General features: G+C 73.0%; 18 protein-coding genes. 7 read left to right on the forward strand and 11 right to left on the reverse strand.

What is annotated here, in order from left to right; translation table 11 throughout:
• Positions 1-20: 20 nt before the first annotated feature.
• The 5 genes from ACQPY0_RS43320 to ACQPY0_RS43340 form a co-directional block, all read right to left on the reverse strand.
• Positions 21-1,325 (reverse strand): hydantoinase/oxoprolinase N-terminal domain-containing protein, encoded by a 1,305-nt coding sequence (locus ACQPY0_RS43320; protein ID WP_432974559.1) that lies wholly within the window; start codon positions 1,323-1,325, stop codon positions 21-23.
• 48 nt (positions 1,326-1,373) lie between these two features.
• Complete coding sequence (locus tag ACQPY0_RS43325; RefSeq protein ID WP_432974561.1) at positions 1,374-2,375, reverse strand: ABC transporter permease; 1,002 nt, start codon at positions 2,373-2,375, stop codon at positions 1,374-1,376.
• Entirely contained in the window at positions 2,372-3,886 is a 1,515-nt protein-coding gene (locus tag ACQPY0_RS43330) for a sugar ABC transporter ATP-binding protein (protein WP_432974563.1), read from the reverse strand. The genes ACQPY0_RS43325 and ACQPY0_RS43330 overlap by 4 nt, the downstream gene beginning before the upstream one ends.
• Positions 3,887-3,959: 73 nt before the next feature.
• A complete protein-coding gene (locus ACQPY0_RS43335) occupies positions 3,960-4,982 on the reverse strand; it encodes a sugar ABC transporter substrate-binding protein (RefSeq protein WP_432974565.1) in 1,023 nt (340 codons plus the stop codon).
• A gap of 30 nt (positions 4,983-5,012) precedes the next feature.
• The gene (locus ACQPY0_RS43340; protein ID WP_432974568.1) at positions 5,013-5,324 is read right to left on the reverse strand and encodes an antibiotic biosynthesis monooxygenase family protein; all 312 of its coding nucleotides are present in this window, start codon (positions 5,322-5,324) and stop codon (positions 5,013-5,015) included.
• A 448-nt stretch (positions 5,325-5,772) separates the two neighbouring features.
• On the opposite strand from ACQPY0_RS43340, the gene ACQPY0_RS43345 reads away from it, so the two are divergent.
• The 3 genes from ACQPY0_RS43345 to ACQPY0_RS43355 are packed head-to-tail and all read left to right on the forward strand — an operon-like array spanning position 5,773 to position 10,750.
• Positions 5,773-7,830, forward strand: a complete 2,058-nt coding sequence (locus ACQPY0_RS43345) for a hydantoinase/oxoprolinase family protein (RefSeq protein WP_432974570.1) — start codon at positions 5,773-5,775, stop codon at positions 7,828-7,830.
• Complete coding sequence (locus tag ACQPY0_RS43350) at positions 7,827-9,545, forward strand: hydantoinase B/oxoprolinase family protein (RefSeq protein WP_432974572.1); 1,719 nt, start codon at positions 7,827-7,829, stop codon at positions 9,543-9,545. The genes ACQPY0_RS43345 and ACQPY0_RS43350 overlap by 4 nt, the downstream gene beginning before the upstream one ends.
• Positions 9,542-10,750 (forward strand): amidohydrolase family protein, encoded by a 1,209-nt coding sequence (locus tag ACQPY0_RS43355; protein ID WP_432974574.1) that lies wholly within the window; start codon positions 9,542-9,544, stop codon positions 10,748-10,750. Before ACQPY0_RS43350 ends, ACQPY0_RS43355 begins: the two co-directional genes overlap by 4 nt.
• A 16-nt stretch (positions 10,751-10,766) precedes the next feature.
• On the opposite strand, the gene ACQPY0_RS43360 is transcribed toward ACQPY0_RS43355, so the two are convergent.
• From ACQPY0_RS43360 to ACQPY0_RS43380, 5 genes are read right to left on the reverse strand one after another with little or no spacing between them, the layout of a single operon-like run.
• Positions 10,767-11,651: an LLM class flavin-dependent oxidoreductase gene (locus tag ACQPY0_RS43360; protein WP_432974577.1), complete on the reverse strand. Its 885-nt coding sequence runs from the start codon at positions 11,649-11,651 to the stop codon at positions 10,767-10,769.
• On the reverse strand, positions 11,648-12,328 hold the full coding sequence (locus tag ACQPY0_RS43365) for a GntR family transcriptional regulator (RefSeq protein ID WP_432974579.1): 681 nt from the start codon (positions 12,326-12,328) through the stop codon (positions 11,648-11,650). The genes ACQPY0_RS43360 and ACQPY0_RS43365 overlap by 4 nt, the downstream gene beginning before the upstream one ends.
• Positions 12,325-13,230 carry an ornithine cyclodeaminase family protein gene (locus ACQPY0_RS43370; protein WP_432995599.1) on the reverse strand — a complete coding sequence of 302 codons (906 nt, stop codon included), beginning with the start codon at positions 13,228-13,230 and terminating at the stop codon, positions 12,325-12,327. The genes ACQPY0_RS43365 and ACQPY0_RS43370 overlap by 4 nt, the downstream gene beginning before the upstream one ends.
• 2 nt (positions 13,231-13,232) lie before the next feature.
• Positions 13,233-14,243, reverse strand: coding sequence for a proline racemase family protein (locus ACQPY0_RS43375; protein ID WP_432974581.1), 1,011 nt, complete (start codon positions 14,241-14,243; stop codon positions 13,233-13,235).
• Between the two features lie 3 nt (positions 14,244-14,246).
• Entirely contained in the window at positions 14,247-15,143 is an 897-nt protein-coding gene (locus ACQPY0_RS43380) for a dihydrodipicolinate synthase family protein (protein ID WP_432974583.1), read from the reverse strand.
• 94 nt (positions 15,144-15,237) lie between these two features.
• Here ACQPY0_RS43380 and ACQPY0_RS43385 point away from each other — a divergent pair, with 94 nt between their 5' ends.
• The 4 genes from ACQPY0_RS43385 (at position 15,238) to ACQPY0_RS43400 (ending at position 19,693) form a co-directional block, all read left to right on the forward strand.
• Entirely contained in the window at positions 15,238-16,413 is a 1,176-nt protein-coding gene (locus ACQPY0_RS43385) for an NAD(P)/FAD-dependent oxidoreductase (protein ID WP_432974585.1), read from the forward strand.
• Positions 16,414-16,537: 124 nt separating this feature from the next.
• Positions 16,538-16,810: a (2Fe-2S)-binding protein gene (locus ACQPY0_RS43390; protein WP_432974587.1), complete on the forward strand. Its 273-nt coding sequence runs from the start codon at positions 16,538-16,540 to the stop codon at positions 16,808-16,810.
• Positions 16,794-18,188 (forward strand): NAD(P)/FAD-dependent oxidoreductase, encoded by a 1,395-nt coding sequence (locus tag ACQPY0_RS43395; RefSeq protein WP_432974589.1) that lies wholly within the window; start codon positions 16,794-16,796, stop codon positions 18,186-18,188. Before ACQPY0_RS43390 ends, ACQPY0_RS43395 begins: the two co-directional genes overlap by 17 nt.
• A complete protein-coding gene (locus ACQPY0_RS43400) occupies positions 18,185-19,693 on the forward strand; it encodes an aldehyde dehydrogenase (NADP(+)) (protein ID WP_432974591.1) in 1,509 nt (502 codons plus the stop codon). The genes ACQPY0_RS43395 and ACQPY0_RS43400 overlap by 4 nt, the downstream gene beginning before the upstream one ends.
• 72 nt (positions 19,694-19,765) lie before the next feature.
• Here ACQPY0_RS43400 and ACQPY0_RS43405 read toward each other — a convergent pair whose 3' ends face one another.
• Positions 19,766-20,953, reverse strand: coding sequence for a zinc-dependent alcohol dehydrogenase family protein (locus ACQPY0_RS43405; protein WP_432974593.1), 1,188 nt, complete (start codon positions 20,951-20,953; stop codon positions 19,766-19,768).
• Positions 20,954-21,034 lie beyond the last annotated feature (81 nt).

Consider the following 21,034-nt stretch of genomic DNA (forward strand, 5'->3'; position numbering starts at 1 on the left):
TCCGCTTCGCTGCGGACCGCTCATGGCGGACCGGGCCGAGCCAGGCCGGTGTCCGGAGCGCCGGCGGCGTGCACCCGGATGCGAACCGTCCCGGAGGGGCTGTACGGCACGGCCACCGTCGACGCCTCCGCGAAGTAGGCGGTGCCCGGTGCGGCGCCGTTGGCCATGACGATCGCGGTGGCGCGCTCCTCGGCGTCGCGACGCACCGATTCCAGCTCGGTGGCGGACTCGATGAAGGCCACCTCGTCCAGCCACGACGTGGGCTGGCTGATCGCGGCGCCGACGCAGGCCAGCAGCTGTGGCTCGTGCCGGGCCCGGACGACGGGCACATCGGGCCGGCTCGGCACGCCGTCCCGGGTCAGGTCCGGCTCGGGCGCGAGCACGGCCGTCGGCACCACGATCTCCGTGCCGACGCCGGCCGGCTCGGCGGGGCTGACGAGGGCCAGCCCGCGGCGCACCTCGCCGGCGACCTGGGCATCGCCGCGGCGCAGCAGGACCCGGCAGTCCTCCAGGCCCTCCAGGTAGGCGGCGCCGCACAGTTCCAGCGCCTCGGCGGCCCCGAACGCGACCACCGGATTTGCCCGGATACGGGAGGGGGTGCTGTAGCCGCCGTCGCCGCGCGCCACGCGGAGCGGGATCTCGCTGGGCAGCCGGCGCAGGGTGCGCTCGCAGCGGTCCAGCAGCCGATCGGTGAGCACCGCGAGCGCACAGTCCAGCACGACGGTCGCCTCCCTGGCTACCAGGCCCTGGCCGCCGTACTCGCTGGCGACCGAGATCCGGGCGCCCGGCACGGCGGCCTGGATCGCGTCGGCGACGTCACGCTCGTGGGCCGGGCGGGCCTGGGAGCCCGCCCCGACGATCGCGACGTGCCGGATGGTGCCGGCGGCCAGCTCGGCGCAGACGGCCGCGAGCTGGCCGCGGTCGAGCGGGCAGAGCTCGTTGCCGAGCAGGTCATGGCCGCCCGGCACGGTGAAGCGCCGGGCGACCCGCCGCTCGACCACCTCAGCCGGCGACCGTGCCAGTGCCGGATCGGTCGCCGCCCGCGGGACGATCCGGACCACCGCGACCCGGGGCAGGTCGCTGTCGCGGCGTAGGACCGCCTCGAGGAGCATCGGTGAGATGTCCACGGTGACCGCTTCCGGGCCGTTGCCGGTGAGGCCGACCGCCGTGCTGACGGCGGACGCGATCGTGCCGTCGAGATCGGCGCGGGCCGGCGCCGACGGCTGGACGGGCACGACCGCGGAGCCGTGCACCACGACCGCGTGGGAGCGGTCCACGTGCACGCTCACGCCGATGTGCGCGTGCGTGCCGCTGCGCGAATGCATCGGCCCAGCGTACAGCGGCATTCGTGGGCTATTATGGGGTGTTATGGGTTATCGTGTGCGTTTGCGTAGCCAGCGGTCGGTGGTGACGGCGAAGAGGATCAGGCAGCCCTGCAGCACCTGCTGGTAGATGGTGTCCCAGCCGAGCAGGTTGAAGCCGTTGCCGATCAGGGTCAGCAGGAAGGCGCCGACGACGCCGCGCCAGATCGCCCCTTCCCCGCCGAGGATGCTCGTGCCGCCGATGACCGCCGCCGCGATCGCGGTGAGCTCCGCGCCGCTGGCCATCGTCGACTGGGCGGAGCCCGCCCGCGAGGCGAGGATGAGCCCGGCCAGCGCGGAGCACACACCGCTGATGACGTAGGCCGAGACGTGGATCGACCCGACCCGGATCCCGGACAGGCGGGCGGCCTCGACGTTGCCGCCGACGGCGTACACGCGGCGGCCGAAGGTCGTCGAGGAGACCAGGAAGCCCAGCGCCACCACCACGAGGACGAACACGATCGTGGCCGAGGTCAGGTCGAACAGCGACGGCCAGGTCAGCGCGCCGAAGTCCTCGGCCTGCCGGGCGAGGGGGTAGACGATCGAACCGGCCGTCACCACCACCGCCACACCCCGGTAGATGATGCTCGTCGCGAGCGTCGCGATGAACGAGTTGACACCGCTGCGCACGACGACCGTGCCGGTGATGAACCCGAGCAGCGCCCCGGCCGCGACAGCCGCCGTGAAGCCGACCGCCACGTTCGTCAGCCGCACGATCTCGACGCCGACGATCGCGGACACCGCGAGGGTCGCGCTGGCGGTGAGGTCGAACACACCGCTGATGATGCACACCGTGGCGCCGGCCGCGAGCAGCCCGACCACCGTGCACTGGTCGAGCAGGTTGATCAGGTTTGACCTGGTCAGGAAGGTGTCGGTGCTCACCGACAGGGCGATCACGATCGCGACGAGGGCGACCAGGATGCCGTAGTCGCGAAACTGGAAGGCCCGCCGCGACACCGTGCCCGCGGCCGGCTGGGCGGGGGGTTTGGTCTGCGTGACTGCGTCCACGCTCACGTGGGCTCTCCTTCGTCTCCGAACGCTGCGGCGATGACGACCTCCCTGGCCGTCCCGCGCGGGAACTCGCCGACCGGGCGCCCGTGCCGCAGGACCAGCACCCGGTGCGAGAGGGCGAGCAGCTCCTCGATCTCCGACGAGACGCACACGACGGCCATGCCGTCCCGGGCGAGGTCGGTGATAAGGCGGTGGATCTGGGTCTTCGCGGCGATGTCCACGCCGCGGGTGGGCTCGTCGACGAGCAGAATCCGCGGCGAGCGCAGCAGCCACTTGGCGAACAGCGCCTTCTGCTGGTTGCCGCCGGAGAAGGTCTCGATGGCGGCGTCCTTGGCGGCGGCTCGGATGTCGACCTGCGCCGACGCCGCCTCGACAGCCGATCGTTCGGTCGAGCGGCGCACGAACGGGCCCATCCGCCGCAGCGGCAACGACGGCAGCGCGACGTTCTCCCGGACCGACCGGGCCATCACGAGGCCCTGTTCCTTGCGCGACTCCGGCACGAACGCCAGCCCCGCGGCCATCGCGCGCCGCGGCGAGAGCCGGCCCAGCCCGGCACCGTCCACCTCGACCACGCCCTCGGTGGCGTGGTCGGCGCCGAACAGCAGCCGCAGGGTCTCGGACCGGCCGCTGCCGACCAGGCCGGCGATGCCGAGGACCTCGCCGGCCCGCACGTCGAGGTCGACGCCCTGCACCAGCCCACGCCGCAGGCCGCGGGCCGAGAGCACGACCGGTGCGCCGTCGGGCACCGGCGCCGGCTCCGGGTACAGCACGTCGATCTCCCGGCCCACCATGTGCCCCACCAGGGTGCGCGGCGTGTGTTCGGCGGCGGGGCCGGTCGTGACCAGCGCGCCGTCGCGCAGGACGGTGACCCGGTCGGCGACCGACAGGACCTCGTCGAGGAAGTGCGACACCAGGATGACCGTCGTACCGCCGGCAGCCAGAATGCGAATCAGCTCAAGGAGGTTCGCCTTCTCGTGCTCGGTGAGCACGGCGGTTGGCTCGTCCATCGCCAGCACCCGCGTGCCACGGGCCAGCGAGCGCAGGATCTCGACCTGCTGCTGCACGCCGATCGGCAGCCGGTCGACACGCTCGCGCGGGTCGACGCGGAAGCCGGTCAGCTCGAGCAGCTCGGCGAAGCGATGCCGGTCGGCCCGGGCCCGGCGCAGGCCGGCGGTGTTCGACCAGCGGCCGAGGAAGACGTTCTCGAGCACCGTCAGCGCCGGTACCAGCGCGCCCTCCTGCGAGATCAGGCTGACGCCGTGGGCGATCGCGTCGCGGGGGCCGCCGATGCTGACCTGCTCGCCGTCGAAGCTCAGCGTGCCGTGGTCGGCGCGGATCGCCCCGCCGAGGATCTTGAGGAGGGTGCTCTTGCCGGCGCCGTTCTCCCCGACCAGCCCGTGCACCTCGCCCGGCGCGATGTCGAGGTCGATGTCGTGCAGGACGGTCACGCCGCTGTAGTTCTTGCCGATGCCGCGCACCGAGATGGTGGGTGCCCGCGTCGCGGGTGTGCTCATCGCTGCCCCTGGAGGAAGTCGGGTTCCGGCGCCGCGCCACGCTGGGGGCGGCGCCGGAACCGTGGTCGCGTCGTCAGTCGGAGTAATCGGCGGTCAGACCCTTCAGGGTCGCCTTGGTGCCGAGGCAGTTGAAGGTGGTCAGCACCGTGCAGGCCACGGACGAATCGGGCACGCTCTGGCCGCGAGCCTTCGCCAGGCCGAGCTCGGCGGCCTTGGCGCCCTCGGACTTCTCGGGCACATCGTAGACACCGTGCCAGGTCCCGTCGTTGACGAACCCGAACGCCTGGGTGGAGCCGCCGTTGCCGACGAAGGCGATCTTCTTGTCCTTGGCCAGCGGCGTGGCGCCCTCGAGCGCCTGGGAGGAGCCGATCACCACGTTGACGTCCGGGTGCGACTGCAGCAGGTTCTGCATGGCGGCCCGCCCGGTGTCGGGCGTGTAGCCGCCGACGAAGTTCGAGACCACGGTGGCGCCGCCGGCCTTGAGCGCGTCGACGGCCGCGTTGGTCCGCGCCGTGTCGAGCGGGTAGTTGGCGAAGCCCTGGAAGTAGGCGACCTTGCAGGCGCCGCTGGTGACCGTCTTGCAGGCGTCCAGGCCGAGCTTGGCCAGGCCCTCGCCGTTGACCGTCGGCGGGTCGATGATGGTGATCGTGCCCGGGACCTGCGGCTCGGCGGTGTCGTACCGGCCGCCGACCGGGGTGAACTCGACCACGACGACGATGCCGGCGGCGACCGCCTGCTTGATCGGGTTGATCATGGCGGTACCGTCGTTCGCCTGGACGATCACGATGTCGAACCGCTTGGCGGCGACGGCGTCCTGCAGCTGGTTCACCTGCGTCGGGCCGTCGAAGTTGGAGTCCAGGAACGTGGCCGAGGCGTTGTGCGAGTTCGCGTACGATTCGACGCCGGCCCAGGCCGCTTGCGCGAACGAGTTCGCCTTCGCGAAGCCGAAGAAGCCGATCTTGAGGTGCTTGTCGGCGGAGGCCGCGGACGGCGCCCCGCCGCCCGCACCGGTGTTGGAGGGCTTGCTACATGCCGTGATGCTCAGGGCGAGCGCGGCGGTCATACCGACCGCCGCGAGTCGGACAGCTCGGGTCACAGGTGCTCCTCAAAGGCATGGAACGGGATCTCAAGGGGTCTCACCTAGCGCGACGAGTTCGTAGAGTGCGCCAACGACCGGCTCGTCCGGATCGGTGTCCAACATGGAGGCGAGCTGCCGGGACAGGGCAACGCGCCACGGGTCGTCGACCCAGCGCCGGTAGTCCGCGGCCGTGTCCCAGTCGGCGACGACGAGGTACGTGGCCGGGCCGCCGCCGTGGGATCGCAGCAGCAGTGCGTCTCGACACCCCGGAAACCGCCGGGCGCGCTCCAGTATCTGCTGTTCGGCATAGAAGGCTTCGAGCGCACCGGCCTGTCCGGCGGCGGCGCGAAGGGTAAGCACACTTCGGATCATCGGAGGCTCCCGGCGAACCTGTGGGTTTCGAGTGGGCAAATGCTGCCGGTGGCCGCCAGTCCGTGGATGTGCGCCGAGCACAGCGCCCGCCGTCGCCGCTGTGCACGCACGCCCCCGGTGCCGGATTCGTCCCTGGTGCGGACCCGCGGGCCGGTTGACACCCGAAACCGGGTGTGCCAGCGTTCGACTCCTCCGCCGCGCCAACCGGCGTAGATCATCTGGCTGACCGCCACCCGGATGGGCGCTCACCGCAGCGTCCTGAGGTGGGGTGCCTGTGCCCCGGACCAAGGCGAGGGGCACCAGGTCGGCCGCCGCACCGCACGCCGGGACAGGGTGCTGCGGTGCTTTCCGAACCGCGCCGCCAGGACAGGCCGCCGCACGGGCGCTGCCGTCCCGGCGCCGCGCGCCGCATGGATGAGCGCGAAAGGCGAGAACAATGACCACGACCAGCCGGGTCGCCATCGACGTCGGCGGCACCTTCACCGACGTCGTCGAGCTGCTGCCGGCCACCGGTGAGATCCGCTTCGACAAGGTGCCCACCACACCGGCACAGCCGACCCGGGGCGTGCTGAACGCCTTCGGCACGATCCAGGCCCCCCTGGCCGGCGTCACGATGTTCACGCACGGCACGACCCTCGGGCTCAACGCGTTGCTGACCCGCACCGGGGCACGGACGGCGGTGGTCGGGACGGCCGGCTTCCGCGACGTCTACCTGCTCGGGCGCACCGACCGGCGCACCAACTACGACATCACGTACCGGCCGCCGCCGGCTCTGCTCGAACGCTACGACACCTTCGAGGTGCCCGAGCGCAGCCTGTTCGACGGGTCGGTGCACCGCCCGCTCGACGTGGACGCGGCTCGTGCCGTGGCGGCGACGATCGCCGAGCGCGGCTACGACTCGGTGGCGGTCGCCTTCCTGCACTCCTACGCCAACCCGGCGCACGAGCTGCGGATGCGCGAGATTCTCGCCGAGGTGGCACCGGGCGTCGCGGTGACGCTGTCGCACGAGCTGTCACGGGAGTACCGCGAGTACGAGCGGACGAGCACGGCGGTGCTCGACGCCTACGTCAAGCCGATCGTGCGCCGCTATCTCGAACGGCTGGAGAGCGAACTGCGCGACAACGGCTTCACCGGCCGGTTCCTGATGACCCGCTCCGGCGGCGGCGCGATGACCGCGAGCGCGGCCCGGGAGCAGCCGGTGAGCCTCATCCTGTCCGGCCCGGCCGGCGGCGTCATCGGGGCCACCGCATTCGGCGCGCTCATCGGCGAGCCGAATCTGATCACGATCGACATGGGCGGCACCAGCCTGGACGCGTCCCTGGTCATCGACGGCGAACCGGTACTGCACCAGGGCGCCGAGTTCGAACAGCTGCCGATCAACACGCCCTCGCTGTACATCCACACCATCGGCGCGGGCGGTGGCTCGATCGCCTGGCTCGACGGCGCGGGTGCGCTGCAGGTGGGCCCGCAGAGCGCCGGCGCCGACCCGGGCCCGGCGTCCTACAGCCGGGGCGGCACCGAGCCGACGTTCACCGACGCGGCGCTGGCCGTCGGCTATCTCGGCGCGGCCACGCCGCTCGGCGGCCGGCTCACCCTGGACGACGCGCTCGCCGACGCGGCGCTCAAGCCGCTGGCGGCCCGGCTGGGGCTCACGCCGCTCGCGCTGGCCCGGGGCATCGTCCGGATCTCGACGGCCAAGATCACGGGCGCCGTGCGGGCCATCACCGTCGAGGTGGGCCGCGACCCGAAGGACTTCGCGTTGCTGTCCTTCGGCGGTGGCGGCGGCCTCGTCGCCGTCGACGTGGCCCGCGAGCTGTCGATCCCGACGGTGATCGTGCCGCCGGGGCAGGGCGCGTTCTCGGCCTTCGGCATGCTGCTCGCCGACGTCCAGCACGACTTCGCGCGCACGTCGGTGACGCCGCTGGCGGAGCTCGACGCGGCCCGCCTGGCGTCGGGGTACGACGCGATGCTCGACGAGGCGCGGCGGACGCTGTCCGCCGAAGGGTTCGCACCTGACGAGCAGCTGCTGACGCGCAGCGTGGACGTCCGCTACGCCGGGCAGGAGCACACCGTGACCGTGCCGGTGCCCGACGAGGCGCAGGACGTGGTCGGTGCCGTCGAGCGCGCGTTCACCGAGCTGCACGAACGGCAGTACGGCCACACCATGACGGACCCGATCGAGGCCACCACGTTGCGGCTGCGCGCGACCGGCGTCGTGGCGAAACCGTCGCTGCCCCGGCTGAAGCACCGCGAGTCCGGGGCGCCGGCGCCGGACGGCATCCGCGCCGTGTACGTGTCCGAGGAGCAGCCGCAGGTGCCGTACGCGCTGTACACGCGCGAGACCCTGCTCGCCGGCGACGAGCTCGCCGGGCCGGCCGTGATCGCCGAGCACACCGCCACCACCGTGGTCCACGCCGGCGACCGGCTGCGCGTCGGCGACCACGGTGAGATGGTCATCGCTGTAGCTACCGAGGGAGAGGCGACCGCCCGATGAGCGACTCGATCACCACCGAGGTCATCCGGCACGGCCTGCTGGCCGCCGCCGAAGAGATGGCCCGCAACCTCTGCCGTACCGCGTACAACACCGTCGTCTACGAGATCCACGACTACGGCATCGGCATCCACGACGCGGACGGTGACGTGGTCGCCGACGCGCCCGGCATCGCGGTGTTCACCCGGGGCAACGACCACGGCATCAAGGAGGCGATCCGGTTCCTGGGCACCGCGAAGATGCTGCCCGGCGACGTCTTCCTGCTGAACTACCCGTACTGGTCGTCGGCGCACACGCTCGACCCGCTGGTCTTCGCGCCGATCCACACCGCCGCCGGTGAGCTGATCGGCTTCGCGTCGTGCCGCATCCACGTGCTCGACCTCAAGCAGAAGGACCCGGGGTACGTCCTGGACTCCACCGACATGTACCAGGAGGGCCTGTTCTTCCCGGCGTCGAAGCTGTACCGCGAGGGCGAGGCCAACGAGGACATCTTCAACGTCATCCGGTTCAACAGCCGCCTGCCCGAGCGCACCATCGGCGACCTGCAGGCGCAGGTCTCGGCGTGCGTCACCGGGGTGCGCCGCACGGCGGAGATCGCCGCCAAGTACGGCGTGGAGACCCTGACCGCCGCGATGCGGGCGATCAACGACCACGGCGAGCGGCTCGCCCGGCTGGCGCTCGCGAAGCTGCCGAAGGGCACGTGGACGGCGTACGACTTCGTCGACTCCGACGGCGTGGATCTCGATCGCATGATCAAGCTCAACGCCACCGTCACCGTCACCGACGACGAGATCGTCATCGACTGGACCGGCAGCGAACGCGACGTGCGCGGCCCGATCAACCTGCCGGTCGGCCAGACCGAGGCGTTCTGCAGCCTGGTGTTCAAGGCGCTCACCACCCCGGATTCGCCGGTGGTGGCGGGCAACTTCCGCCCGCTGCGCGTGATCACCGAGCCGGGGTCGGTCATGCACGCCGTGCCGCCGATGCCGACCTTCACCCTGTGGACCGGCCTGATCGGCGGCGAGGTGGTCCTCAAGGCCCTCGCCCAGGGCATGCCGGACATCGTGCCGGCCTGCTCGGGCGGTGACGTCTCCTCGATGATGGGGCTCGGCGTCAACCCGCGCAACGGCGAGGCGTGGCTGGAGGCCACCAACGAGGCGGTCGGCTTCGGCGCGCACGCCGGCGGCGACGGCGCGGACGGCATCATGCACCTGTCCGAGCCCGGCTGCCGCAACAACCCCGTCGAGGTGCTCGAGACCAAGTCGCCGATGTTCATCGAGTCGTACGGCTACCGGCCGGACACCGGGGGCGCGGGCCGCTACCGCGGCGGCGTCGGCGTGGGCCGGGCCTACCGGTTCACCGCGCCGTCGACCGGCATCTGCCTGGTCTACAAGACGAAGACGAAGCCGTGGGCGATCGCGGGCGGGCTCGAGGGCGACAACAACCACATCATCCTCAACCCCGGCACCGACCGCGAGGTGGTGCAGGGCGGCAGCTACAACCGGTTGGACGCCGGCGACGTGCTGGTGAACAACACCGGCGGGGGCGGCGGCTACGGCGAGCCGTTCGAGCGCGAACCCGCCCGGGTCGCCGCCGACGTACGCAACGGCTTCGTCTCGGCCGTCGCGGCCGAGCGTGAGTACGGCGTGGCCGTCGACCCGGTGACCTTCGCCGTCGACGAGGCCGCGACCGCCCAGCTGCGCGGGGTCGCCGCGTGAGCGGCCCGCTCGTGAGCGGGTCGCTGTCGATCGTCAACGCGGTGGTCTTCGACGGTGTCTCGGACGAGCTCGTCGAGGGGCCGGTGCACGTCGCCGACGGGCGCATCGTGGCCGTGGGTGGCGAACCGCAGCCGGCCGACCGCGTGCTCGACGCCCGTGGGCGCACCGTGCTGCCCGGGCTCATCGACGCGCACTGCCACGCGTACGGGATCGACCTCGACATGCTGGCGCTGGAGTCACGCCCGCTCAGCTACGTGGCCCTGGCGGCCGCGAAGCGGCTGGCCGCGGCGCTGGCCCGCGGCTTCACCACGGTGCGCGACCCGGCCGGCGGGGACGCCGGGCTGGCCCGCGCGATCGCCGAGGGGCTCCTGCCGTCCCCGCGTTACCTGTGGACCGGACCGGCGCTGAGCCAGACCGGCGGTCACGGCGACGTGCGCGCCGCCGACAGCGACGTCTGCGGCTGCTCGTCGCACACGGTCGAGGTCGTCGACGGCGTCGACCCGCTGCGGCGGGCGGTGCGCGACCGGTTCCGCCGCGGCACGCACGCCATCAAGATCATGACGTCGGGCGGTGTGGTGTCGCTGACGGATCCGATCCGCATTCCGCAGTACTCCGCGGAGGAGATCCGGGCGGTCACCGCCGAGGCGGCCCGCCGTGGCAGCTACGTCGCCGCGCACGCGTACTCCCCGGAGGCGATCCGGCACGCGATCGGCAACGGGGTCCGCAGCGTCGAGCACGGCAACCTGCTCGACGCCGAGACGGCCGGCGCCATGGCGGCGGCCGGGGCGTTCCTGGTGCCGACCCTCGCCGCGTACGACGCGATGGACCGCCGCGGCGCCGAGCTCGGCATGGCGGCGGTGTCGCGGCAGAAGAACCGCGAGGTGCTCGACGCCGGCCGGACGGCGGTCGAACTGGCCCGCGCCGCCGGGGTACGGGTCGGGTTCGGTACCGACCTCATGGGCGTCCTGGAGGACGAGCAGCTCAACGGTCTGCGACTCCAGGTCGAGGTGGACGGCCCGGTGACCGCGCTGCGCTCGGCGACCTCGGTCAACGCCGACCTGCTCGGCCGGCCCGACCTGGGCCGGGTACAGGAGGGCTGCGTCGCCGACCTGCTCATCGTCGACGGCGACCCGTTGCGCGACCCCGCCGTGCTGTGGGCCGGGCCCGAACGGCGCACCGTGGTTCAGGGCGGGGTCGTGTTGTGACCGTCCACGACGGCGTTCAGTGACCGTGCGCGGCAGCGACCATGGGCAGGGCGGCGGCCGGCAGGCCCCGCCCGTCCGGCCGGTGCCAGTGCACGGTCACCTCGCTGAAGCGCAGCTCGGCCAGCCGGCCGAGGGTGTCGGCGTAGCGCTGCGCGCTGGCGAACGGCCACCGCACGTCCAGGGCGAACTGCGCGACGCGGCGCATGGTGTCCGGCGCACGCCCCTGCTCGGCCAGCGCATCGTCGAGCCGCCGGGACTGCTCGGCCAGCGCGGCGAGCCAGTCGTCGGGCTCGACCTGTGGCCCGTACGGCCCGTAGGTGACCCACGCCTGGCCGTACCGCGCGGCGAGGGCGAGCGCGCGCGGCCCGGTGCCGGCGACCGTGAACGGCACCCGGGGCGCCTGCACGCAGCCTGGCAGCTGATGGGCGTCGACGGCGCTGTACCGCTCGCCGCGCACGGTCGTGACCGGCTCCCGCAGCAGCTGGTCGAGCAGCCCGAGCCACTCGGCGAAGCGCTCCGTGCGCTCGCGCAGGCTGCGCGGCGGGTCGCCGAGCACGGCGGCGTCCGGTCCCTCGGAACCCGCGCCCAGCCCCACTTCCAGCCGCCCGTCGCTGAGCTGGTCGAGCGTCATCAGCTCCTTGGCGAACGGCACCGGGTGGCGGTAGTTCGGCGTGGCGACCTGGCTGCCCAGCCGGACGCGGCTGGTGGACATCGCGGCCGCGGCGAGCAGCGGCACACAGCCGTACCACGGCCCCTCACGAAGCGCCGGCCACATCAGGTGGTCGTAGGTCCAGACGGTACGCACGCCGGCCTGCTCGGCCGCCGCGACGTCGGCCAGGAACGCCGCCGGAGGGTGCCGGTCGGGCAGCACGATCGCCGAGAGTGCTACGGCGTTCGTCACGACTGCCTCCGTTCGTCCCGGCCGGCCCAGCTGCCGCGCACGTGCCCGATGTGCCGCCGCATCAGTTGCTCCAGTTCATCCACGTCGCCCGCCTCGATGAGTTCGAGCATCCGCACGTGCTCCAGTGCGGACGAGCCCAGCTCGCCGCTGTCCGCGAGCCGTTGCAGGCCGAACAGGCGCGAGCGGGCGCGCAGCTCGCGGACCAGCGTCACCAGCTCTTCGTTGCCGGCCAGCGACAGCAGGCCGAGGTGGAAGCGGCGGTCGTGCTCGACGTAGGCGATGAGGTCCTTGCGCTCGGCCGCCTCGACGACCGCGTCGGCCATCGGCCGCAGCCGCGTCAGGTCGGCGGGGGTCGCGGTGGCCGCCGCTCGCAGGGTGGTCGGCACCTCCAGCAGCATCCGGATGCCGGTGATCTCGTCCAGCTCGCGGTCGGACAGCTCGCGCACCCGGAAGCCCTTGTTCGGGACGGTGAGCACCAGCCCTTCCTTGACCAGCTCGAGCATCGCCTCCCGCACCGGCGTGGCCGACACCCCGAACCGCGCGGCGAGCACCGGCGCGCTGTACACCTGGCCCGGGCGCATCTGCCCGGCGATCAACGCGGCCCGCAGCGCGTGGATGACCTGCCCGCGCACGCTGAGCCGCCCGTCGATGGCGACCGGCTCGAACCCGCCGGTCATGACCGCTCCACGGCTTCGACAACGGCGGCAGCCACGACCAGATCCTCCCATCCCATGCCCACCGTCTTGACCAGACGGGGGCGGGCAACAGTTGTCCCTCGCACCAGATCGGCCAGTGTAACCAGGTCATCGGCCCGCACCGCACCGTCGGCCACGGCCCGCACAACGTCACCGGCCTCGGTGAGGGCGGTTGCCCGCGACTCGACCAGTGCCCCGCAGCGCCGGACGGTCTCGCTGTCCACCTCGCGGGCGTCGGGCTCGTGCGATCCCACCGCCACCACCACCGCGTGGTCCGGCAGCAGACGGCCGTCGAACAGCGGGGTACGGGCGGTGGTGCAGCAGGCGACGACGTCGGCCTCCGCGACGGTGTCCGGGCCGGCCGCGGTGGCGGCGATCCCTTCGGCCCGCAGCCGCGCGGCGAAGGCGTCGGTCCGGGTGGCGTCACGCCCGACGACGTCCACGGTGTCGATCGGGCGCACCGCGCGCAGCGCGTGGACGTGGCCGTACGCCTGGGGGCCGGTGCCGAACACCACCAGGCGGCGCGCCGGCGCCGGCGCGACGAGGTCCAACCCGAGCGCGGACACGGCCGGCGTGCGCAGCGCCGTCAGCGCGGTGCCGTCGAGCACCACCGCCGGCGCCAGGGTGGCGGCGTCGAAGAGGACGTACACCCCGTGAATGCGTGGGAGGCCGCGGGCCGGGTTGCCCGGGACGATGCTCACCAGCTTGACGCCGACGACACGGTCGGTGCCCGAGGGCATGGCGAGCACCTCGCCGGCGCCGAAGGCGAGCGAGAGGCGCGCCGGCTCGGCCTCGGGGTCCAGCCCGCCGGCCAGGGCGGCGCGCAGCGCGGCGACGGCGTCGCGCCAGCCGACAGCGCGCCGCACCTGTACGGCATCAAGCATCTTCACAGCAGGAAGCCCGCCGGGAACGGGTCGGTGGGGTCGAGCAGGTACTGCCCCATGCCGGTGATCCACGCCCGCCCGGTCACGGTGGGCAGCACGGCGGGCCGGCCGCCGACGGTGGTCGTGCCGACGAGCCGCCCGACGAACCGGCTGCCGATGATCGACTCGTTCACGAAGTCGGCGTCGAGCGCGAGCTCGCCACGGGCGTGCAGCTGGGCCATGCGGGCGGACGTGCCGGTGCCGCAGGGCGAGCGGTCGAACCAGCCCGGATGGATCGCCATGGCGTGCCGTGACGTGATCGCGTTCGAGCCGGGCGCCGCGAGGTACACGTGATGGCATCCGGAGATCTCGGGCTGCTCCGGGTGCTTCGGCGCGACCTGCTCGGTGACCGCGTCCATGATCTCCAGGCCCGCGTCGAGCAGCCGCTGCCGCGCCGGCGCCTCGGCCGGGGTGAACGGGATGCCGAGCGCATCGAGCTCGACGATGGCGTAGAAGTTCCCGCCGAACGCCACGTCGAGCCGCACCGGGCCGAAGCTCGCCGTCTCGACGACGGCGTCGAGCTCGTACGCGAACGACGGCACGTTGCGCAGGGTGACCGCGTCGGCGTGTCCGTCGCTGACCTGCACCTCGGCCACGACCAGACCGGCCGGGGTGTCCAGCCGGATCTCGGTGACCGGTTCCGTGACGGTGACCATGCCGGTCTCGACGAGCACCGTGGCCACACCGATCGTGCCGTGGCCGCACATCGGCAGGCAGCCGCTCACCTCGATGTACAACACCCCCCAGTCGGCGTCAGGCCGAGTGGGCGGCTGCAGGATCGCGCCGCTCATCGCACCGTGCCCGCGCGGCTCGTACATCAGCAAGGTCCGCAGATGGTCGAGGTTGTCAAGGAAGTAGCGGCGCCGGTCGGCCATCGTGCCGCCCGGGATGACGCCCACCCCGCCGGTGATCACCCGGGTCGGCATGCCCTCGGTGTGCGAGTCGACCGCCGCGAAGACCCTGTTGGCGCGCATGGCTTACCGGTACCCGGCCGCGGCCACCTTCTCGGTGGCTTCCCGCACGGCGCTTGCCTGCTCGGGCACCAGCGGCAGGCGCGGCGGCCGGCAGGGACCGCCGTAGCGGCCGACGATGTCCATCGACAGCTTGATCGCCTGGACGAACTCGGTGCGCGAGTCCCACCGCAGCAGCGGGTGCAGTGCGCGGTACAGCGGCAGCGCGGTGGCGAGATCGCCTGCCTGGGCGGCGCGGAACAGCTCGACACAGCTACGCGGGATGGCGTTCGGGTATCCGGACACCCAGCCGCGCGCGCCCGCCAGGACCAGCTCCAGGGTGACGTCGTCGGCGCCGGCGAGCACGTCCAGCCCGGGCGCCAGCTCGGCGATGCGGTAGATGCGGCGCACGTCGCCGGAGAACTCCTTGACCCCGACGATCAGGCCCTCGCCGTGCAGCCGGGCCAGCAGCTCGGGGGTGAGGTCGACCTTGGTGTCGATCGGGTTGTTGTACGCCACGACCGGCAGGCCGACCGCGGCGACCGCGCGGTAGTGCTCGACGACGGCGCGCTCGTCGGCGCGGTAAGCGTTGGGCGGCAGCAGCATCACGGCGGCGCAGCCGGCCTCCGCGGCGTCCTCGGCCCACTGGCGCGCCTCGGCCGACCCGTACGCGGCGACGCCCGGCATGACGGTGAAGCCGTCCGGCGCGGCGGCGACGGCCGCGCGGACCACCTGCGAACGTTCCTGCGGGGTGAGGGTCTGGTACTCCCCCAGCGACCCGTTGGGCGTCACGCCGTCGCAGCCCTCAGCGGCGAGCCAGGCCACGTGCTCGGCGTAGCGGTCGAGGTCGGTCGCGAGGTCGTCGGTCAGCGGCAGCGCTGTCGCCACGAGGACGCCGTGCCACGGGGTGCGCTCGGCAGCCATGCGTTTCTCCGTTCGGACGGGCGCGCTCTTGCGGCGGCGCCACTTGATATCAGTACAATGTCACATGGCACTGTCCCCTGGCAATGGACCTCCGATGAGTCATGATCTGAGCTTCGACGTCGTCATCGTCGGAGCCGGCATCGTGGGCGCCGCGTGCGCCTACCACGCCACACTGGCCGGACTGAGCGTCTGCGTCGTCGACCGCGGACCGCTGGCCGCCGGCACCACCAGCGCGGGCGAGGGCAACCTGCTGGTCTCCGACAAGGAGCCCGGCCCGGAGCTCGATCTCGCGCTGCTGTCCAACGCGCTGTGGCGTTCGATGGCCGACGTGCCGGTCTGCGGCACGACCTTCGGCGCGCGTGCCGAGCTCGACCCGAAGGGTGGACTCATCGTGGCCGCCTCCGCCGCCACCCTGCCGGCCCTGGCCGAGCTGGCCGAGCGCCAGGCCGCGGCGGGCGTCGAAGCGGAGCCGGTCGCGGCGGACGGGCTGCGCGACCACGAGCCGAACCTCGCGGACGGCCTGGCCGGCGGCTTCCGCTACCCGCAGGACATGCAGGTGCAGCCGATGCTGGCGACCGCGCTGCTGCTGCGGCTGGCCCGCGACGCCGGTGCCGTCACGCTGCTCGGCGAGTCCGTCACCGGCTTCGCCCGGGACGGGGTCCGGGTCACCGGCGTACGGACCTCGCGTCGCGCGGTGGCGGCGGGTGCGGTGGTCAACTGTGCCGGGACGTGGGCCGCTGAGGTGGCGGCGCATGCCGGTGTACGCGTACCGGTCGCGCCCCGCCGCGGGTTCGTCCTGGTCACCGAGCCGTTGCCGCGGGTGGTGCGGCACAAGGTGTACCTCGCCGACTACGTGGCCGACGTGGCCAGCGACTCCGCCGCGCTCCAGTCCTCTCCCGTGGTGGAAGGGACGCCGTCCGGGACCGTCCTCATCGGCGCGACCCGCGAACGCGTCGGGTTCGACCGCGCCTGGTCCCCGGACGCGATCCGCCGGCTGGCCGCCGGTGCCGTGCGGCTGTTCCCGTTCCTCGCCGACGTGGTGGCGCTGCGCGCGTATCGCGGGTTCCGGCCGTACTGCCCGGACCACCTGCCGATCATCGGCCCGGACCCGCGGGCACCCGGACTGTGGCACGCTTGCGGCCACGAGGGCGCCGGGATCGGGCTGTCCGCCGCGACGGGACGCCTCATCGCCCAGAGCCTGCGCGGCGAGGCGACCGACCTGCCGCTGCACCCGTTCCGTCCAGAACGATTCGACGAGGTGAGCGCGTGAGTGGTCCGCAGCGAAGCGGAGGTGACGGCATGAGCGGTCCGCAGCGAAGCGGAGGAGCCGCGAATCATGTTGCAGGGCGGTTTGGAGCCTCATGCTGTCGCCGGAGCGAAGCGGAGGTGACGGCATGAGCTTCATGATCAGCTTCGACGGCCGCGAGGTGTCGTGCCAAGAGGGCTGGACCATCGGCGCGGCCCTGACCGCCGCCGACGTCCGGGCGTGGCGCGCCACCCGGCGCGACGGGCGGCCACGCGGGCTGTTCTGCGGCATCGGGATCTGCTTCGACTGCCTGGTCACCGTCAACGGACGCCCGTCGGTGCGGGCCTGCCTGGCCGTCGCCCGGCCCGGCGACGTCGTGCACACCCAGGAAGGAGCCGGCCACGATGACCTCGCCTGCTGAGGCCGACGTCGCCGTCGTCGGGGCCGGCCCGGCCGGTCTCGCCGCGGCAGCCGCGGCCGCCGACGCCGGCGCCTCGGTGGTGCTCGTCGACGGCGACGACCGCGCCGGCGGGCAGTACTGGCGCCACGGCACCCGCGCGCCGGACCCCCGGCTGTACCACGGCTGGAACACCTTCGCGCGGCTGCGGCAGCGGACCGAGTCGCTGCTGCTGTCCCGTCATCACGTCCAGACCGTGGTGGCCGACGATGACGGCTGGTCGCTGACCTGCGTGGTGGGCGACGAGCCGGCCACCTCGTCGGCCACGACCGTCGTGCGGGCGCGGCGGCTCGTCGTCGCCACCGGCGCATACGACCGGCAGCTGCCCTTTGCCGGATGGGACCTTCCCGGCGTCATGGCCGGCGGCGGGGTGCAGGCGTTGCTCAAGTCGCACGGCGTGCTCGCCGGGCAGCGCGTGGTGGTGGCCGGCACCGGGCCGTTCCTGTTGCCGGTCGCCGCCGGGCTGCTCACCGCCGGGGCCCGGGTCCCGTTCATCGCCGAGGCCAACTCGCCGGCCGGCATGGCCCGCCACCCGCGCGCCGTGGCGTCGTCGGCCGCGAAGCTGGGTGAAGGGCTCGGGTACGTCTCCCGCCTGATCCGCCACCGCACCCCGTACCGGCGAAGGCATGCCGTGGTGCGTGCGCTCGGCACCGGCCGGCTCGAGGCGGTCGAGGTCGCCCGCCTCGACCGGCAGGGACGGGTGCGGCCCGGCACCACCCGGACCGTCGCCTGCGACGTGCTCGCCGTCGGCTGGGGCTTCACGCCGCGGCTCGAACTGTTGCTGCAGGTGGGCTGCGCGACCACGATCGGCGCCGACGGCAGCCTGGTCGTCACGGTGGACACCACCCAGGCGACGAGTGTCGCCGGGGTCTGGGCCGCCGGGGAATCGACCGGCGTCGGCGGGGCGGAGCTGGCCGTGGTCGAAGGCCAGATCGCGGGTCGCTCGGCGGCCGGAGCGCCGGTGCCGCGGTCCCTCGGCACCCGCCGCGCGTCGCTGCGGCGCTTCGCCGACGCGCTGCACGCCGTCCACCCGGTGCCGAGGTACCTGATCGACGGCCTGGACGACGAGGTGCTCGCCTGCCGCTGCGAAGAGGTGCCGGTACGAGCCGTCCGCGACGCCGTCCGCGAGCTCGACGCCACGGACGCCCGCACCGTGAAGCTGCTGACCCGCACCGGCATGGGCTGGTGCCAGGGGCGGGTGTGCGGCTTCGGCGTGGCGTCGGCCACGGCGCACGCGTGCGGACGCGCGGTCACCGAAACTGACCTGGGGGCCTTCGCCGAACGCCCCTTCGCGGCACCGGCCACCCTGGGCCTGCTGCGCAGCCGAGGAAGGAACGCATGACCAACGTGAACAGCGTCGACCCGCGCACCGGCGAGATCCTCGCCGTGGTCGGCTCCGAGACCACCGACGAGCAGGTCGACGCGATCTGCGATCGTGCCGCTGCGGCGTACCGCACGATCCGGGAGCGCGACCGGAGCTGGCGCTCGGGCCTGCTCCGCGCCATGGCGGAGGCGCTCGAGGGCCGGCGCGACAAGGTGGTCGAGACCGCCGACGCGGAGAGCGCGCTCGGCGCCGTACGCCTCAACGCGGAATTGACCCGGACCTGCTACCAACTGCGGTTCTTCGCCGACGTCGTCGACGAGGGCAGCTTCCTCGAGGCCACGATCGACCACGCCGGACCGACCGGCATGGGGCCGCGCCCGGACCTGCGCCGGATGCTGGTGGCGACCGGGCCGGTCGTCGTGTTCGGCGCCAGCAACTTCCCGCTGGCGTTCTCCGTCCCGGGCGGGGACAGCGCGTCCGCCCTGGCCGCAGGCTGTCCGGTCGTGGTGAAGGCGCACGAGTCGCACCCGGCCACGTCGCAGCTGTGCGCGGACATCCTCCGTGACGCCGCCGAGTCGGTCGGCGCCCCGGACGGCACCATCGGCATCGTCCACGGCCGGGCCGCCGGCGGGCGGCTGGTGCGCCACCCGGCGATCACGGCGGTCGCCTTCACCGGGTCGCAGCGTGGCGGTGAGGCGCTCATGGAGCTCATCGACCAGCGGCCGTCACCCATCCCCTTCTACGGTGAGCTCGGCAGCGTCAACCCGATGGTCGTCACCGAAGCCGCTGCCGCGGAACGCGCCGCCGACATCGGCAAGGGCTTCGCCGACTCGTTCACGCTCGGCGTCGGCCAGTTCTGCACGAAACCGGGTCTGGCGTTCGTCCCGGCCGGCCGGGCCGGCGACGCGGTCGTCGAGGCGACGGCCGCGGCGATCCGCGAGAAACCGGCGGCGGTGATGCTCAACGCCGGCATCGCTGCCGCGTTCGGCCGGGGAGTCGAGGAGATGACGGCTGGGGCCGGCATCGTCCGGGTCGCGTCAGGACGGTCCGCGCAGCCGGGCGTCGCGGCGCAGTTGCTGGAGGTCGACGAGGCCGACCTGACCGACCGGATGCTCGAGGAGACCTTCGGACCCGTCGCGGTCGTGGTCCGGTACCACGACCCGGCCTCCCTGGCCCCGGCCCTGAACCGGCTGCCCTCCTCGCTCACCGCAACGCTGCAGACCGGTTCGGGTGAGCCGACGCTCGAACCGGCCGCGCAGCGGGCGCTGGAGGAACGGGCCGGCCGGATCGTCTACAACGGATTCCCTACCGGCGTAGCGGTGTCCTGGGCGCAACATCACGGTGGCGGCTGGCCGGCTACCAACTCGCTGCACACCTCGGTCGGGGCTACCGCGATCCGCCGCTTCCTGCGCCCGCTGACCTGGCAGGACGCGCCGGAGTCCGCGTTGCCCGTGGAATTGCGCGACGCGACCACGGGTGTGCCGCGCCGCGTCGACGGCGTGCTCGTCCCCGCGAGCGAGTGACGGCCTACCCGGCCGCGCAGGACGCTCGCCGGGTCGCCCGCCGTCGCCGAGGGCGACGGCGGGCGGGCCGGGTCAGCGGTTGAGGACGACCTTGAGCGCACCGGTTTCGCCGGCCCGGGCGAAGGTGTCGTAGGCCTGCATGAACTCGCCGAGGGCGAAGTGGTGCGTGATGAGCCGGGCCGCGTCGATCTGGTGCGCGGCGACCAGCCCGAGCAGGGTGGGCGTCGAGTACGTGTCGACCAGACCGGTCGTGATCGTGACGTTCTTGATCCAGAGATCTTCCAGGTGCAGCGTTGCCGGCTTGCCGTGCACGCCGATGTTGGCCACGCGCCCGCCGGGACGGATCAGGCGGGTGCACAACTCGAACGTTTCGGGGATGCCGACCGCCTCAATGGCGACGTCCGCACCGAGCCCGTCGGTCAGCCGCATCAACTCGGCGATCGGGTCCTCGGTGCCGCTGTTGACCACCACGTCCGCGCCGAACTGCTTGGCCGCCTCGAGCCGGGCGGGGGCGAGATCGATCGCGACCACGCGGCTCGGCGTGAACAGCTTGGCGCCGAGAATCGCGGCCAGCCCGATCGGGCCGGCCCCGACGACGGCGACGGTGTCGGCCGGCCGGATGGCACCGTTGAGCACGCCGACCTCGTACCCGGTGGGGAGGATGTCGGCGAGCATGAGGACCTGATCGTCGCTGACCCCGGCCGGCACCGGATAGGTCGAGTTGTCGGCGAAGGGCACCCGTACGTACTCCGCCTGGGTTCCGTCGATGCGGTGACCGAGGATCCAGCCACCCCCGCCCACGCACTGCCCGTAGTGACCGTCACGGCAGAACCGGCAGCGGCCACAGGCGGTGATGCAGGACACGAGGACCCGGTCACCCACGCGGACGTTCTTCACGCCGGCGCCGACCTCGACCACGGTGCCGACGGCCTCATGGCCCAGAATCCGCCCGTCCGTGACCGCCGGCACGTCCCCCTTGAGGATGTGCAGATCGGTGCCGCAGATGGTGACCGCGTCCACCTGGACGATGGCATCGGTGTCCTGTTGAACTGTGGGGTCCGCGACCTCTTCCCAGCTCTTGCGGCCCGGACCGTGATAAACCAGCGCTCGCATCTTCAGTCGCCTCCTCGCAGTGCTGATCCTTCTACCGTTGCTCCGCACCCCGGGCCGAGCACAGGGCCATTGGTCCCGCCCTGGCGGGCCGCGCAGCCGCTCCAGGCCGGTGAAGTCGGCAATGCTCGCAGGCAACAGGTGCGGCACCTGATGCGACCTCCCGCCGGCGCCTGGTCCTGGCCCGGGAGACCGAGATCCTGCGGCGCTTCCGAGCCGGCACCGGCAGCG

The sequence above is a fragment of the Dactylosporangium sp. CA-233914 genome (genome assembly GCF_050942935.1).
Taxonomy (GTDB): Bacteria; Actinomycetota; Actinomycetes; order Mycobacteriales; family Micromonosporaceae; genus Dactylosporangium.

What these genes read in the sequence shown, in the direction of transcription:
- ACQPY0_RS43345 (WP_432974570.1), top strand. Translation starts at nt 5,773, where the DNA reads ATGACCACGACCAGCCGGGTCGCCATCGACGTCGGCGGCACCTTCACC.
- ACQPY0_RS43380 (WP_432974583.1), bottom strand. Translation starts at nt 15,143, where the DNA reads ATGGCTGCCGAGCGCACCCCGTGGCACGGCGTCCTCGTGGCGACAGCG.
- ACQPY0_RS43395 (WP_432974589.1), top strand. Translation starts at nt 16,794, where the DNA reads ATGACCTCGCCTGCTGAGGCCGACGTCGCCGTCGTCGGGGCCGGCCCG.
- ACQPY0_RS43390 (WP_432974587.1), top strand. Translation starts at nt 16,538, where the DNA reads ATGAGCTTCATGATCAGCTTCGACGGCCGCGAGGTGTCGTGCCAAGAG.
- ACQPY0_RS43385 (WP_432974585.1), top strand. Translation starts at nt 15,238, where the DNA reads ATGAGTCATGATCTGAGCTTCGACGTCGTCATCGTCGGAGCCGGCATC.
- ACQPY0_RS43365 (WP_432974579.1), bottom strand. Translation starts at nt 12,328, where the DNA reads ATGACCGGCGGGTTCGAGCCGGTCGCCATCGACGGGCGGCTCAGCGTG.
- ACQPY0_RS43350 (WP_432974572.1), top strand. Translation starts at nt 7,827, where the DNA reads ATGAGCGACTCGATCACCACCGAGGTCATCCGGCACGGCCTGCTGGCC.
- ACQPY0_RS43400 (WP_432974591.1), top strand. Translation starts at nt 18,185, where the DNA reads ATGACCAACGTGAACAGCGTCGACCCGCGCACCGGCGAGATCCTCGCC.
- ACQPY0_RS43320 (WP_432974559.1), bottom strand. Translation starts at nt 1,325, where the DNA reads ATGCATTCGCGCAGCGGCACGCACGCGCACATCGGCGTGAGCGTGCAC.
- ACQPY0_RS43375 (WP_432974581.1), bottom strand. Translation starts at nt 14,243, where the DNA reads ATGCGCGCCAACAGGGTCTTCGCGGCGGTCGACTCGCACACCGAGGGC.
- ACQPY0_RS43370 (WP_432995599.1), bottom strand. Translation starts at nt 13,230, where the DNA reads ATGCTTGATGCCGTACAGGTGCGGCGCGCTGTCGGCTGGCGCGACGCC.
- ACQPY0_RS43330 (WP_432974563.1), bottom strand. Translation starts at nt 3,886, where the DNA reads ATGAGCACACCCGCGACGCGGGCACCCACCATCTCGGTGCGCGGCATC.